The following is a 16,133-nucleotide window of genomic DNA, read 5'->3' on the forward strand; positions in this document are numbered from 1 at the left end:
ATTAATCTGACTCTCTCTTTTTGCTTCCTGTAAATTTAGACATTGTAACCTCACCCTCACCGCTTACCCCATCACGAGCCAGTACTTTTTTCACTGTCAAAAACAGTATTTTCATATCCAGCCAAAACGAGCGATTATCTACATACCAAACATCCAGCTTGAATTTGTCTTCCCAAGAGATAGCATTCCGACCATTTATCTGTGCCCAGCCAGTAACCCCAGGACGCATTTCATGCCGACGGTATTGCTCTTTAGAATAAAGCGGTAAATACTCCATAAGTAAAGGGCGCGGGCCAACAAGACTCATATCGCCTTTCAGCACATTCCATAGTTCGGGCAATTCATCAAGGCTAGTTGAGCGTAAGAATTGCCCAAAAGGAGTCATTCGTTGATCATCCGGCAATGGGTTGCCTTTTGCATCCGAAGCACCTTTCATGGTTCGGAATTTGATCATCTCGAATGGTTTACCACCCATACCAGGGCGGGTTTGACGGAAAAAGACAGGGGAACCGAGTTTGCGACTGACATGCCATGTCACTATCGATATAACCGGGAGAAACAGTAAAAGACCAACAGCTGATCCAACAATATCTACTAGCCGCTTAAACATAAATTTCTCTTAATATTCTATCAGTTAAAAATATAATTACCAGGAGCAATCTGCTCTGCTTTATGAGGAGAACCTTCAACAACGGCTTCTAAAACTGACATCAATTGCTTCGCCAAATCATCCCTGGCAAAGCAATCCTCAGCTAGTTGCCTTGCTGCGCCTCCCGCTTTCGCTAGCCAATTTCCATCTTGCATTAGTTCATTAAGTTCAACTGCCACTTCATCAACTGACTTTCCCCACATTGCAAGGCCACATTCACGCTGCTTGACTAACTCATGCATCCACCCCCCATAGTTAAGTATTACGGGAGTACCAGAAGCTAATGCATCAAAAAACTTATTAGCAGAGTTAGGTCGCATCTCTGGCAAATCGATAAAGAGAACGGATGCCATAGTTGCAGCGCTAAGTAACGCAGGAATTTCCCGTTTAGGTAGCTTATTTTCAACAAACAGATTGACACCAAGCACACCGGCTTGCTCAGCCTCCGAGACTATCTTGCCTCGCTCGGCACCATCACCAACCAGCAAAATGCGAATATCAGAGTTTAAACTTTTAAGCTTCTTAGCTAATTTAACTAGGTAGCCAACACCATTAATTGAACCAAAAGTACCTGTATATACAAGTAAAGGCTTATCTCCTAACCACTCACGTTCAGAGCGAAAGCGAGATGCTGCAGCTGGGTCATGCTGAAACTCGGCATTATCACTACTGTTAGGAATAACTGACACACGCTCTGCCGGGTATTGGGTACGTACAACACCTTCTTTCATGCCAGGAGAAAGCGCTACTACAGCTTCGGCATTGTGGTAGGCCCAGCGTTCAAGTTTGCGGGCACTAAAACGCAACAGAGGATTTTTTAGTGCCCCTACTGCTATCGGTAATTCTGGCCACAAATCCCGAACCTCAAAAACCATGGGGATCTTCTTCTTTCGTGACGCAGTAACAGCTGGCAAGGCTATGGTTAAAGGGGTGCTAGTAGCAAAGATGATATCACCATCCAGCGCTATAGCTTTTCTCCGCGAAGCAAAGGCAAACACACAAAAAGCTTTTAAGCGTTGTACAAAACCCATGTGGTTGGAATATGGAACTGAGAGCCAATGAACCTGAATGCCAGATTCCTCGGTTTGAAACCAACCACTTCGGCTGTCATCTTGTTCACGGTAACTAGTAACCATATGAACTTCATATCCAGCAGCTACCATGCGGCGGGCCATTTCGTAGGATCGGGTTCCGCCGGTCATTTCGGGCGTATTGAAATACTGGTGGAGGTAAATGATTTTCATACTTTGACTCGTATAATTAAATTTTAAAATAAACTGAGGCAAATACTACTATTTTTACGTGGCTTCGTTTGGGTTTTTATACCAATGCTCCATAGCATGAGGTAGTTCTAACCGGAACAAAAGTTCTCACGACGAGACGCCGATATAACCCTTTTTCAAAACAATCATTATCTTTTTTTAAGTTGCGCTTTTAGGGATAGTAGGAGTATTTACTTTGCTTCCGCTTGCTAACGGATGCACGCTGTCATACCCTTGTCAGATACCAGCGCATCCGCACTCAACAAACCTTTTTATCAAGGCTAGTACTTCTGTGCTGTCGTAAACTCAATCCTTTTACCCTTAAGGCATAGGGGAACCATGAGCGTCAGCATCAAAATGAATGTTGCTTATATTTTGGCTGTGCGAGTTTGTCATCGGCTTCATCATTTTTTGTGGCAGCCCTGTGCTGTACTAGCGTACATCCGCAAAGCCGTTTAAACCATCAAGGGGTGGCCGCTTTAAAGCTCCTTGCAAAACTATATCGCGTGAGCCGAATTAAGCAGATCATTTAAAAACCCAGTAAGGTCGACATTATGTGTGGGAAATTTTCGTACAAGAAACCTAGCGTTCGTCTTTGTACCCACTGGGATTATGGCTCTGCCACCGCCAAGCATCTGCTATCATGCGCTCTAACCCTAACTGCGCTTGCCATCCTAACTCAGCCATTGCCTTAGCAGGGTTGGAGTAACAGACTGCAATATCCCCATCGCGGCGGCCTACCACTTTATAAGGCACGGAAACACCGCTAGTGGCCTCAAAAGCTTTTATCATATCCAGTACCGAATACCCCTGCCCTGTACCTAAATTCCAGGTGTGAACGCCTGTATGATCCTGCAGGTACCGCAACGCTGCTACATGGCCCTGCGCCAAATCCACTACATGAATATAATCCCGGATTCCGGTGCCATCATGCGTGGGGTAATCCCCCCCAAACACCGACAACTGCGGTAACTTACCCACTGCCACTTGAGTAATAAACGGCAGCAAGTTATTGGGAATTCCATTGGGGCCTTCCCCGATAGTGCCGCTTTCATGCGCTCCCACCGGGTTAAAATAACGCAAGAGCGCAATCCGCCAGCGCGGGTCAGCTATTGCCAAATCGCAAAGAATATCTTCAACCATCAATTTAGAGCGGCCATACGGATTGATAGGCCTGCCAACAGGACAGTTTTCTGAAATAGGGATTTCTGCCGGTTCGCCATATACAGTAGCTGACGAGCTGAACACTACATTAAACACACCGGCATCGGTCATAGCCTTAAATAATACTTGACTGCCATACACGTTATTTTCGTAATAACGCAACGGCTGCGCCACACTCTCTCCCACTGATTTCAGTCCAGCAAAATGCACTACAGCAGCAATAGAATAATCGGCAAAGACTTGTTTCAACAGCGCTGCATCATGGATATCACCTTCTACAAAAGTAACCGGCTTGCCGATGATGGCCTCTACACGCTGAAGCGAAACCAACGATGAATTACAAAGATTATCCAACACCACAAAATCAAACTCAGCCGCAGCCAACTCAACCAAAGTGTGCGAACCGATGTAGCCGGCACCGCCGGTGACGAGAATTTTCATATTATTTCAGAACCCCAAGCATGACCACCAACCGTGGGAATTTAGTTTGAAACACGCAATTAATAACGTAACAAGGAAATAGTATAGCTCTTAAAAGAAACTTTATCACTTACAGAAATAAAATTAACGGAGCAGTTTAAAATTCAGCTAGAGACATAGACTATTTAATACCTAAAATCATTCTCTTAGTGAACGGCCATAAAAAACCAGCCCTCGTTACTATAGGAATTTTTTTTAACCAAAACGCAAAAATAAATACAAGTGCTTTCCTACCAAAAATACGCTTAAGCATCTCTCGCTTAGCTAGCGTTTTATTAGCACTAGTATAAAAGTCCATCCCTGAAGTGATATTTGGATGCACACCACAAACTATAGGGTAAAACCAAACTGCCAAATCTGATTTTATACAGTCCGTAACAAAGATATATTCTTCACCTGACGGCAAATCTGTTCCTAAACCAAAACGTTCATCGAAAAATATTTTTTTTTCTCGATTTTTTTCTATATTTAAACATATTTCTATTGAAGATATCTTGGCAGAAGACAGCATATTGTGCTTAAACGGTATTTTTTTGTAATTTCGTGGATAACTGCCATTATTAAATTCAAACTGACAAGTGGCTACATCAACGTGATTTTCTTCCATCCAGTTCACTAAGTACATAATACTTTCAGGATCAAACTCGACATCATCGTCCATAACATAAGCATATTTTGTTGTCGCGCTAATCAAACCTGTGTTTCGGCTTATTGATAACCCGGGATAATCTAGTCTAATATAAGTTACATCGTCGCGAAGAGTGCAATCAGGCAACGTAATATTTTGTTCGTACTTATCATAGACCTGATGTACAACCACATATTCTATATCTTTATGATATGGCTTTAATCTCAAACTGTTAATTCGTTCATTAGCAGTAGATATTACAATAGTGCATTGCTGCATTTGAAAATCCCTTATAACAAAAAATAAAATTTATAGTTTGTAAGAAAATCACGAGTAGGGTTATTTGAGGCAAGATAAAGAGTATAAAAGTAAGTAAAAAAAGTAAGTGAAAATATAAGCCCAAAATAAAAAATTCTAACTCGTCCTTTCATATTTTTAAGTAGAAAAAATGTAGAAACATATACAAAGGGAACTAAAAAATAAGCTACTCGTACGACATATTCGCCAAAATTCAACAAAGATGCATATATAACAACACCTAAAAAGAAAAGATTATTTGCAACCCAAAAATTTCTATCCCGAATCTTAAAAAATTTAGCTAAACACGTCTGAACAATAAACAAAAATGTTAGAACAAGAAATATCCCGAAACCATCACTATTGGTTGGCTGAACAATATAACGGTGATAAAAGCCAACAAAAGATGTTATAAAAAAAATAATATCAACAAAAACAAAATAGAAAAACAAATAACACAGCAGATAAATACTAAGAGCATGCTCCTTTTTACCAAAAACTTTGTAATAAAAATAAATCAGCCCCCCAATAACCGCGGACTTATGAAACAAAAAAGCCAAAATTGTAAAGAAAAAAAACTTTAAGTCTTTTCCTTTAACTAAATAAGCAGTTGCAAGGAACAATAAAGAAATTGCTACAAACTGACGTACATAACCAAAAGATGTTAACCAAGATGCAGCGAAAAAGAGTAACAATATTAGCGATGAAAAACCCAGTGCATTAAACTTGTGTAGCCCGTATACCATCAAGGCCATATAAATCAAACTTGTTAAAAAATAAAAAATATAAGGCTCATTTAAGTATTTCGAGAGATTTACTAAGTTATTGGAGAAAAACTCCAAATCACTGTGTATTTTTTCTCCAGTTAAGATAGCGTAATATGAAAAAAAATCGTTACCTGCATCGTACCTAAAGCCTGAAAATAAAATAGCAGCAAAAACTACAATTAATAAAAAAATCTTATTTCTGTAAAAATGATATAAAACTCCGCTCATTATAGTAAATATATAAAAAGATATATAATAAATCATTTTTTTATCCTGCAACTTTAGAATAGTATATAATTTCGCTCTTGAATTGACTATCTTTGCTTTTCGACACAAGCAAAAAATTTATATTTTAATTTTAAAACCCTCATTGTTTCTTAGCTGATTATCAAACCCAACTGGTATTTACAAACTAATAAGCTGACACACCGTTATACAAGCTTACACTGAGTGCGCTACCTCTTAATTAGAGAATTTGACTTTCTTTCGTGTAAAACTAATAAAATATAAATCAATTTTTCATACATTTAAAATACTTAACCGATGAACTAATAAAAAGTTTTGCACTCTTTAAATTACCCAACAATAGCACCAATCAAAAGCGTATTTTTTTATTTTTAAATTCTCTGTCTACAAAAACCTGACAGCTCTTTTTAATTTCATTCCAGCTTGATCTGTTTTTTTAGCTAGCGCTTCAGCTTTATTAATATTTGCCGGGGTTGGAATTATTTTTATTCTATCGAGCTCTAAACATGGCATAACCATTTCCAAACCCTGCCTATGCCTATGACTTTATCTGCACAATTTTTGACATTGCACAACTGAGAAAAAAAGTATCAACTACAAGAATCGAAAATGTGGCTAAACAATAACTCTAATACGTAAAGCTATTTCTCTCCCTCTGTCCATACATCAATATATTTCTCGGCTATCATAATCGATTCATAATTATTTAAAGCATAGAAATATGCTTTGTGTTTCAAATCATCTAAAACGTGAGTATTCTCTATTATATAAAAAAGTGATTCTTCGAGCTGAGCAAGGTTGCTCGAAGCATTCACACCAACATTCTTGATAGAATTTGGAGCTTTGCCTGAGTATTCAGCAAAAAGTTCATAACCTGAAAAAACCACCTTACCCGCAGCCATTCCCAGCGCCGCGGTTACCCCACCATCATAACTGTAAACCTGGTCTAAGTAGATATCGCAATCGTTATATGCTTTCAAATACTCTTCATAGGGAAGTCCACTAGCAATAACGTACTTAATTTTTTTTTCACCATATTTACGTACTGCGCTCAGTGCAGCCTCATGGAGTATGTCATTCCCTTTTTTTAATTCTTTTCCTTTCTGCCATGCATGAAAAATAACTAGAGGCTCTTTTTCCAAATCTTTATATTTTGGCTGTACGAAATGATCTCTTGAGATAGGCAATCTAATTAAGCGAACATTGGGTAAGTCTTTATAAGCTAAAAAATAGTCATCAAGACCAGCAATTATAGCTTTTGCTTTTTTTACAGCATAACGATCTAGATAAGCATACGCAGGACTAACAACATACTTGAGAGAATAGTAATATCTGTAAAAATTCTTAAATGTCAATCTATTAAGCGGAGAATATTTAAACGAACCACGCAAACAACTAGACACCCAAGTCTTATCATCCCCTAAAGCACATAAGTAAAAAGCATCTGTGTGCTTTTCGAGATGCTTAATAAACATTAAATTTCCAATGGCACCAAAAGCAGGAATAACTACGGGGTTAATCATTTGTATTACATCATATCTGCCTAAATCATATTTCTTTCTAAATGATAGATACTTTCGTAAACCAAATAGCCCCAAAAAGTCAAAAAAAAGATTCCACAATTTTCCGAAATAATTTTGAGGTGGAGATGCAGATATCTTTATATCTGCTTGAATATTTTTGTAACCATCACCATCTGATAAAACAGTGACGCTATGCCCATTCAGCCTTAAAGCTTTTGCTAATTCTGTATGCACACTTGAATAATCACCACACAATAGTATTTTCATTAATTATTGAACCAAAAAATTAAATGGCATAAAAATACTTTTACTTCCCTTAGTACACTTTACCACAGATGCAACTCCTATTATTAATCGTCAAAACTTTTACCTAAGCCATAAAATCTTAAAAAACCAATATTATATGGAATAACTAAACTCATCGCTATCCAATATATGAAATAATTCATCGCATACGCCATTGCTGATCCAACTAGATTGAACTGATTAACAAACAGAACGACAAAAACGTAGAAGCTAAATGCAAAAATTATTTCCGTAACTATAAACAGCTTCATCATAGCTTTTCCAAGCATTAAATAAGCCATTATCCAACTACCTATTTTTAATGTGTCTCCGATCATTTGCCAGGCAAACAGCTCCCGCATCGGTATAAAATCTTCAGTAAAAAGCAATCCTATAATAAAGTCACGAAGCAAATAAATAACCAACCCGCAAGATGCTGCCGCCGGTAAAATAATTTTATAACCTTGAAATATTTCTTTCCTTATATCAGCAGGATCTTTTAATTCTGATAACTTTGGCAAGTAATACAAACTTAGCGTGGTGGTTACTAGCATTAAATAAGCTGCACTTAAACGCCACATAGCCTCCCAGTAACCAGCCGCTTCCAAACCCAGTGTATCGCCAATATGGCTGCGTATAAGGATATGACTTACTGGTACGCATGCCGTGCTGGTCAATGCCATTGCAGTAAACTTACTTAGTTTCAGAAATACTTTTTTATCTAATCCTCCAAAAAGATAGCTAAACTTAAACCAATCAGCTTTGTAACAAAGATACAATGTCACTACAAAAGAAAAAGATGGGTAAATAGCTAACGCAGTTAAAGCTCCATGTAGACCAAACTGAACAGCTAGAACACTGGTAACAGCAAGCGAGAATAAACTACCTACAATGTTAGCGATAATATAACGATGAATTTCTTTTTTTCCGTTTAATATTGCCAACAGCAGTGTATTAAAAATAAAGAACACAAGAGTTATAGAAAACCAAATAAAAACAGTGTTATAGCTTTCATCTTTTAAAAACCAATATGCAATTTGCTTACTAAATAGAGATACACCAATGCCAGTAATGACAGAACCAGCAACTGCAATGGTACCGGCTGTACGCCAAACTTGGCGCTGTTTTTCTTCCTCATCGTAATATTCAGCGGTGTATTTTACCACGCCGGTATTAATTGCTCCGCTGGCAAACGTTGTAATCATTTGCACAGCATTTTGGAAGTTACCAATGGCAGCGTAGCCTGATGGGCCCACATAGATAGCGAGTACCTTGTTAAGTCCCAGCATGGTCAGCATCTTGATGACGACGGCAATGCCGTTTAGCAGGCTGGTTTTTATCAACGTCATACTTCAGCCCAACTCAAATCGATTGCAAGCATCAATAACAGTGTCTACTTGCTCGTTAGTCATCAATGGACTGATAGGCAGGCTCAGCACCTGCTGATGAATAGTTTCTGTCTGCAGATATCCTCGCGCGTTCCACTCTGCATACGCCTGTTGCTTATGTGGGGGGATTGGGTAGTGAATCAGTGTTTGGACACCTGCATTGTTCAGGTAGGCCTGCAAGATATCACGTTCTGCCGAGCGAATAACATACAAGTGGAATACGTGATTTTCTAATAACTCAACTGTACTGGTTGCTGGTATTGGGTGAGATAAAGCAGTGTTAGTGATTCTACTGACATAAGCAACTGCAATTTCTTTGCGCCGCCGTGTTTCAGCATTCAGATGTTTGAGTTTGACCCGGAGCAAGGCTGCTTGTATCTCATCCAGGCGACTGTTTACGCCTTGATAAAGATTTTCATACTTTTTATGACTGCCGTAGTTACCCAAGGCGCGGATAGTACTCGCCAGTTCATCATCACTGGTTGTGACTGCCCCTGCATCGCCCAAAGCACCCAAATTTTTACCGGGATAAAAACTGAAGCCTGACGCATGGCCCCAACTACCAGCTTTTTTGCCATTGATGGCAGCGCCGTGTGCTTGTGCGGAATCTTCCAATACCAGCAAGCCATGTTGATCCGACAATGCCATAAGTTCAGGCATGGGAGCCAGTTGACCATATAGATGGACCGCCATAATGGCTTTAGTCTTGGATGTAATAGCATCTGCTGTTTTCGTTGGGCAGAGGTTATAAGTCTGCTCGTCTGGCTCAACCAACACCGGTTTCAGTCGGTTCTCGGTTATTGCGAGGATGCTGGCGATATAGGTGTTGGCAGTAACGATGATTTCATCGCCTTCCTTAAGCTTGCCAAGCTCTTTCCAGGCGCGCAGTGTTAGTGTCAGTGCATCCAGGCCATTAGCAACACCAATGCAATGTTTGGTACCACAATACTCAGAAAATTCAGACTCAAAAGCCTTTAGCTCTGTACCTTGAATATACCAACCGGAATCAATGACATGAACTGCAGCATCTATTAAATCTTGGCGGTATTGCGCATTAAGGGATTTGAGGTCGAGGAAAGGTATTGTCATCAAATTTTGCCTGCCAAGTTCTCTTTCGCTTGCAATACTGCTGCTTCTGTTATTTCAAAGTAATCATTAACTTCATCTTCATCCAGTTTAGTGGCTCCCATTCTTGTGTGAAATTTGATCACTCCTTTATTACCTTTCATAACATCAAAATGTGATTTTTTAAAACCTAATTTCTTAAAGCCAAACTCATAAACAAGAAAAGCACTTTCCAAGGCCGCATAGCGAGTTTTATTTTCGTTAAGTATCCAACTACCCCAACAGAATGAGTCCTTACGAATATCGTAAACACGAACCGTACCACAAGGAGTACCGTCTAAACGCTCAATAATAAAGTAGTACTGCTCCCCTCTCTCTTCATCTTTTTTATATTTTTTTATCCAGTTCCTTTGTGCTTTAACATCAGGGCTTACTGCAGAAAGAAACGTGTTGTAACGGTTGTCTAATCGCAGGCTCAAAATAAAGTCAGCATCAGATTCTTCAACAAATCGTATTAGGATATTTTTAGATTCTAAAATCATTCAGCCATCCTTAGGAAATCGTCATAATCACGGATATAGTCGGTTTCATCATAGTGTTCGCTAGCCAGCACTAGCAGTATGCAGTCGGGGGTAAATTCATGTATTTCCCGCCAGACCAAGTCTTCAATAACCAGCCCTTTAGTCGGTGAATCAAGCCATACTTCTTCTTTGTGCTTACCGTCATCAAGTAACATGCGGCAGCTGCCTGTTACACATACCGCTACCTGCTTGAGTGCCTTGTGTGCATGAAAGCCTCGAGCAACACCTGCCTTGGTATCAAATATGTAGTAGACACGTTTAATATCGAACGGAACCGCTTTATTAGCCTCAAGCGCGACCAATGATCCGCGGTCATCGCCCAGGGAGGGGAAATCTATCAGCTTTACCAATTCACTCATTATTTTCCCCCAGCTAACTTAAGCAGGTACTGCCCATAATCGTTCTTGCTCAAAGCTTGTCCCTGTACTTTTAGCTGCTCTTTATTTAGCCAACCGTTGTTGAAGGCAATTTCTTCTAGGCACGCCACTTTTAACCCTTGACGATGCTCAATTGTCTGCACAAAGCTACCCGCTTCCAGAAGGCTTTCGTGGGTGCCACTATCCAGCCAGGCAAAACCACGGCCTAATAGCTCTACATTCAGGTCACCGCGTTCTAAATAAGCTTGATTGATACTGGTAATTTCCAGCTCGCCGCGGTGTGAAGGCTTCACCTGTTTGGCGATTTCCACTACGTCGTTATCGTAGAAGTACAGGCCGGTGACCGCATAGTTTGATTTGGGAACGTCAGGTTTTTCCTCAATAGAGATAGCCTTGTTGTTATCATCAAAGGCCACCACACCAAAGCGTTCCGGGTCTTTCACTTGATAACCGAACACGGTAGCGCCGGATGGTCGCGCAGCAGCTTGCTTCAGCTTGGGTGAAAAGCCCTGACCGTAGAAAATGTTATCCCCCAAAACCAGGCACACGCTGTCTTCACCGATAAAGTCTTCACCGATAATAAAGGCCTGCGCCAAGCCATCCGGGCTGGGCTGTTCCGCATAGCTAAGCTGAATTCCGAAGTTGCTACCGTCACCCAGCAGTTTTTCAAAGTTGGGCAGGTCTTCGGGTGTGGAGATGATCAAAATTTCACGGATACCGGCCAACATCAGCACTGAAAGCGGGTAGTAGATCATCGGCTTGTCGTAGATGGGCAGCAGCTGCTTGGAGACGCCTTTGGTAATGGGGTACAAACGCGTGCCGGAACCGCCTGCGAGGATAATTCCTTTCATACTGTTGCTCCCAATCGTTCACGCTTGTAACTACCGTCTTGGACTCGTTGGCACCAAGCTTGGTTTTCTAAATACCACTGCACGGTTTTACGAATACCGGTTTCGAAGGTTTCTTCTGGCGCCCAACCTAGTTCTTTCTGAATTTTGCTAGCATCAATGGCGTAACGCATATCATGCCCTGGGCGGTCTTTCACAAAGGTAATTAGGTCGCGGTAGCTACGTTCCTGCGGGTGGAGTTCCTGCAGAATATCGCAGATGGTGTGGACGACTTCGAGGTTCTGTTTTTCGTTATGGCCGCCGATGTTATAGGTTTCGCCTATCCTGCCTTGCGTTACTACTTGGTAGAGTGCTCGGGCGTGGTCTTCCACATGGAGCCAATCACGCACCTGTTCGCCTTTACCGTAAACCGGTAACGGCTTACCTTCTAAGGCATTAAGAATTACCAGCGGAATCAGCTTCTCAGGAAAGTGATAAGGGCCGTAGTTGTTACTGCAGTTAGTGACCAGTGTTGGTAGGCCGTATGTTCGTTGCCACGCCCTCACAAGGTGGTCGGAACTAGCTTTGCTGGCCGAGTATGGACTGCTCGGGGCGTAACTGGTTTGTTCAGTAAATAGATATTCTTCTGCATTGGGTGTTTTGCTGGGATGCGGAAGATCGCCGTAAACTTCATCCGTGCTTATATGATGAAAGCGGAAGTTCGCCTTACGGTCGGCATCCAAAGATTGAAAGTAACTGCGAGCAGCTTCCAATAAGGTATAGGTGCCAACAATGTTGGTTTCGATAAAGTCTGCCGGACCATCTATCGAACGATCTACGTGGCTCTCGGCCGCTAGGTGCATAATGGCGTCTGGCTGATGTTGAGCTAATACTCGATCTACTTCAGCGCGGTCGCAGATATCTACTTGTTCAAAAGCATACCGCTCGCAATTACTGACCTCTGACAAACTCTCTAAGTTGCCCGCATAGGTTAGTTTATCAAGGTTAACCACTTCATCTTGGGTGTTGATAACAATATGCCGGATGACTGCTGAACCAATAAAGCCAGCACCGCCTGTAATGAGAAACTTCATTAATACCTCTATACAAATATATCAACAAACAGTAGCAAAATTTAATTTATTAAACTTTATTTTTAATGAATAAAAGAATTATTAATATCTAACACCTAAAAAAGCTACTTACTTTCTGCCGCTAAACTCTCACGAACCCGGCAAACAAATTCAACAAAGAATGCCATCATAATTCCCGCGATACCGCCGAGCACTATGCCAAGTACAAGGATCATTATGCTAGAAATACCTTCTACCTCTTCACCACGAGCCGCATACTCAATCACCTCACCTTCTGTTAGGTTTTCAAGCTCTCTTTCAAGCTGGAACAACCGATCAGCGTAGTTTGCTGCAAGCTCAATAGACGCTTCGGAGTCCGTATTTTCCACTCGTTCTAATTGCGTAGAAGTTCTTTCGATGCTGCGCTCTAATTGTGATTGCTTCCTTTCCAACACTTGTTGTTGTCGCTCTATCACGCTTCCCAACAGTGTTTCATGCAAGTTCAATACTTGATCACGATTCTTTACTGTTGCGGTACTATTTAATGTAACTAACGTTGTATTATCTGGGTTATTAATTTCCAGATCAAATGGCAGAATCTCTACTTTATTTTCTTCTTTATAGCGTCGTTGATAATTGGGCCAATCCAGACTTTCCATTTGCTGAATGACCGACGCCGAACTAGTTAAAGGCCTGCCTGGCTCTGCTTCCGTTTGCTGGTAAATAGAGGTGTATTGATATTCGGGATCTCCATGGGTCAGCAAAGCGAACGCTAATGTCAGCAGAATAATGACTCCAGCTGTGCCGATTAACCACCAGCGGCGGCGTATAAGGATTATGGCTAAATCGACCAATGAAATTTCATCGTCTTGGTAGGTACTGCGCTGGGGCTGCTCCATGCTCACTACTTTAACCTCACTAGATCACGTTTAGGCACGCTACCGCCCGGGGATGTTCCGGACGCATTCCCATGCCCTTTTTTAGGTATATGCCTCATGCTTCAATTTAGCCTGCTAGCTAATCATATGCGCATGATGCAGTTGTAAAATAATCGACATAATACATTTTCTTAATGACAGGAACCACGTGGACAAGGGCTAGGTTCTGTGTTGACGTGGGTGAATGCTTGTAAATGGTTTGATCACACAACAAGTTGGGCCACTACAAGGGCTGGGGATGCCTCGCTTTTTTAGCACTTTTCCCAACGGCAGTCGCGTTGCCCGCACACTCTAAAATGGGGATTGCAGGGTAAAATTAGTAGCTTCTTCTATAACTCTTTGTCTTCAAAAAAGACCATTTAGACACGCTACCGCCCAGGGATTGTTCCGGGCATTTCCCTTGCCCTATCCATAGTTAGTGCCGACGACGTGGCTTACTACGTGGCTTGCTGCATTCGGTCACCGCGCTTTTGTTACATATGCGCTCTTACTCAAGAATCAGACAACCTCGGGGTTAACTCGTTCTGTTAGGAGCGACATAAGCCTTAATGGTAGCCAACGCTGAATGCGCGCAATGGTACCTTATTCAGTGAAAGAGGCGAACCTTTCCGTTCGGCTAGCGGGTGTCTCACCGAGCCAAAAGGCCGGGGCCGGGGCCGCGCCCTTCCCTTTTTGACCTTATTAAACCGCCCCCAGCAGATGGAAGTTCCCATTGCGCATTTACAGAAGCCGTAACGGACAAAGCCGCCGAAGAAGATTCTCTTTCGGCGGCTTTGTTGTGCGCTAGGCTAGGTACTTACATCATGCTTCGCTTACATCGTTCGTCGCTTATTTATAAACCGGTAGACGCGTGCAGACTTCAGCGACTTTATCTAGCACCTTCGCTTCGATGGCGCTGGTGTCTTCGCCTTTGGCCAACACATCGAGAATGTCACAGATCCAGCCAGCGAGCTGGGTACACTCTTCTTCGCCAAAACCGCGCGTGGTCACTGCCGGGGTGCCAATACGCAGGCCAGAGGTGACAAACGGGCTTTGCGGGTCGTTAGGAACGGCGTTCTTATTCACGGTGATGTGGGCACGGCCCAAAGCGGCATCGGCATCTTTACCGGTTACGCCCTGCTTGATCAGCGAAAGCAGGAAGAGGTGATCTTCGGTGCCGCCAGAAACGATGTCGTAACCACGGTCGATAAATACCTTGGCCATTGCTTTAGCGCTCTTGACCACCTGCTGCTGGTAGGTTTTGAACTCGGGCGCCATGGCTTCTTTGAAGCAGATCGCTTTGGCCGCGATCACGTGCATCAAGGGGCCGCCCTGGCCGCCGGGGAATACCGCTGACTGCAGCTTCTTCTCGATATCAGCGTCGTTTTCAGCAGAGAGAATCACGCCACTGCGTGGGCCGCGTAGGGTTTTGTGGGTGGTAGAGGTCACCACGTGAGCATGGGGCAAGGGGCTGGGGTAAACGCCCGCCGCTACCAGGCCTGAGACGTGAGCCATATCGACCAGTAAGTAAGCGCCCACTTCGTCGGCGATCTCGCGGAACTTGGCCCAATCCACAATTTGTGAATAGGCGGAGAACCCAGCGATGATCATTTTGGGCTTGTGCTCGCGAGCAAGCTGGGCCACTTGGTCGTAATCGATCAGCTCTTGGTCATTCAAGCCGTACTGAATGGCGTTGTAGTGCTTGCCCGAAAAGCTCGGCTTGGCGCCGTGGGTCAGGTGTCCACCCGCGTCTAGGCTCATACCCAAAATGGTATCGCCGGGCTTAACGAGCGCTTGGAACACGGCGCTGTTGGCTTGCGAGCCCGAATGGGGCTGCACGTTCACGTAGGTAGCGCCGAACAGCTCTTTGGCGTAATCAATGGCCAGGTTTTCAGCGATATCGACGAATTCACAGCCGCCGTAGTAGCGCTTGCCGGGGTAGCCTTCGGCGTATTTATTGGTCAGCTGGCTGCCCTGGGCTTCAAGTACGCGGGGGCTGGCGTAGTTTTCGGAAGCGATCAGTTCGATGTGGGCCTCTTGGCGCCCCACTTCTTTCTGCATGGCATCAAACAGCACATCATCGAATCCGGCAATTGTCATATCGCGGCTGAACATCGGCGGGAACCTCGTAACGAGAAAGGGTCATCATGGAAGAAGCGAGGTCGCTATCATAACGCAGCCTGACGCGACTTTCATCGCATCCGCGTCAGGTCGTGCATGAACGTGCTTCATGTTGTGCCAGGTGGGGTGTCATCGCGAGCGAAGCGTGGCGATCTCGTTTTGTCATTGCGAACGTAGTGAAGCAATTTCGGGGTTTCTTGCCGCCGCCCGTTCAGATTGCCGCGTCGCTTCGCTCCTCGCAATGACAGGGGGAGGTAGAGTGCTTCTCGCAATGGGAGGTGAAGTGTCGTCGCGAGCGGAGCGTGGCGATCTCGTTTTGTCATTGCGAACGTAGTGAAGCAATCTCGGGGGTTCTTGCCGCCGCCCGTTTAGATTGCCGCGTCGCTGCGCTCCTCGCAATGACAGGGGGAGGTAGAGTGCTTCTCGCGATGGGAGGTGGGGTGTCATTGCGAGCGGAGCGTGGCGATCTCGTTTTGTCATTGC

At 43.2% G+C, this 16,133-nt stretch carries 14 protein-coding genes; all 14 read right to left on the minus strand.

Going from position 1 to position 16,133, the window contains the following annotated elements:
• Position 1 precedes the first annotated feature (1 nt).
• The 14 genes from KUC_RS00075 to glyA all read right to left on the minus strand — a co-directional run bounded on the left by KUC_RS00075 (position 2) and on the right by glyA (position 15,644).
• Positions 2-610, minus strand: coding sequence for a sugar transferase (locus KUC_RS00075; RefSeq protein ID WP_040479010.1), 609 nt, complete (start codon positions 608-610; stop codon positions 2-4).
• 20 nt (positions 611-630) lie between these two features.
• Positions 631-1,893, minus strand: coding sequence for a glycosyltransferase family 4 protein (locus tag KUC_RS00080; RefSeq protein WP_007111008.1), 1,263 nt, complete (start codon positions 1,891-1,893; stop codon positions 631-633).
• 600 nt (positions 1,894-2,493) lie between these two features.
• Positions 2,494-3,516 (minus strand): UDP-glucose 4-epimerase GalE, encoded by a 1,023-nt coding sequence (gene galE / locus KUC_RS00085; protein WP_007111010.1) that lies wholly within the window; start codon positions 3,514-3,516, stop codon positions 2,494-2,496.
• A gap of 160 nt (positions 3,517-3,676) precedes the next feature.
• Positions 3,677-4,462: a glycosyltransferase gene (locus KUC_RS00090; protein WP_040479015.1), complete on the minus strand. Its 786-nt coding sequence runs from the start codon at positions 4,460-4,462 to the stop codon at positions 3,677-3,679.
• An 11-nt stretch (positions 4,463-4,473) separates the two neighbouring features.
• Positions 4,474-5,511: an EpsG family protein gene (locus KUC_RS00095; protein WP_040479018.1), complete on the minus strand. Its 1,038-nt coding sequence runs from the start codon at positions 5,509-5,511 to the stop codon at positions 4,474-4,476.
• 623 nt (positions 5,512-6,134) lie between these two features.
• Positions 6,135-7,283, minus strand: coding sequence for a hypothetical protein (locus tag KUC_RS00100; protein WP_007111014.1), 1,149 nt, complete (start codon positions 7,281-7,283; stop codon positions 6,135-6,137).
• Positions 7,284-7,366: 83 nt separating this feature from the next.
• The gene (locus KUC_RS00105) at positions 7,367-8,650 is read right to left on the minus strand and encodes an O-antigen translocase (RefSeq protein ID WP_007111015.1); all 1,284 of its coding nucleotides are present in this window, start codon (positions 8,648-8,650) and stop codon (positions 7,367-7,369) included.
• A gap of 3 nt (positions 8,651-8,653) precedes the next feature.
• Positions 8,654-9,778: a DegT/DnrJ/EryC1/StrS family aminotransferase gene (locus tag KUC_RS00110; RefSeq protein WP_007111016.1), complete on the minus strand. Its 1,125-nt coding sequence runs from the start codon at positions 9,776-9,778 to the stop codon at positions 8,654-8,656.
• Positions 9,778-10,296 carry a GNAT family N-acetyltransferase gene (locus KUC_RS00115; protein WP_007111017.1) on the minus strand — a complete coding sequence of 173 codons (519 nt, stop codon included), beginning with the start codon at positions 10,294-10,296 and terminating at the stop codon, positions 9,778-9,780. Before KUC_RS00115 ends, KUC_RS00110 begins: the two co-directional genes overlap by 1 nt.
• A complete protein-coding gene (locus tag KUC_RS00120) occupies positions 10,293-10,694 on the minus strand; it encodes a sugar 3,4-ketoisomerase (protein ID WP_007111018.1) in 402 nt (133 codons plus the stop codon). Before KUC_RS00120 ends, KUC_RS00115 begins: the two co-directional genes overlap by 4 nt.
• Entirely contained in the window at positions 10,694-11,563 is an 870-nt protein-coding gene (gene rfbA, locus KUC_RS00125; protein WP_007111019.1) for a glucose-1-phosphate thymidylyltransferase RfbA, read from the minus strand. The genes KUC_RS00120 and rfbA overlap by 1 nt, the downstream gene beginning before the upstream one ends.
• Complete coding sequence (gene rfbB, locus KUC_RS00130; protein WP_007111020.1) at positions 11,560-12,633, minus strand: dTDP-glucose 4,6-dehydratase; 1,074 nt, start codon at positions 12,631-12,633, stop codon at positions 11,560-11,562. Before rfbB ends, rfbA begins: the two co-directional genes overlap by 4 nt.
• Before the next feature lie 104 nt (positions 12,634-12,737).
• Positions 12,738-13,511, minus strand: coding sequence for a hypothetical protein (locus tag KUC_RS00135; protein WP_007111021.1), 774 nt, complete (start codon positions 13,509-13,511; stop codon positions 12,738-12,740).
• Positions 13,512-14,378: 867 nt separating this feature from the next.
• The gene (gene glyA / locus KUC_RS00140; RefSeq protein ID WP_007111022.1) at positions 14,379-15,644 is read right to left on the minus strand and encodes a serine hydroxymethyltransferase; all 1,266 of its coding nucleotides are present in this window, start codon (positions 15,642-15,644) and stop codon (positions 14,379-14,381) included.
• Between the last annotated feature and the right edge of the window lie 489 nt (positions 15,645-16,133).

The sequence above is a fragment of the Vreelandella boliviensis LC1 genome (assembly GCF_000236035.1).
Taxonomy (GTDB): domain Bacteria; phylum Pseudomonadota; class Gammaproteobacteria; order Pseudomonadales; family Halomonadaceae; genus Vreelandella; species Vreelandella boliviensis.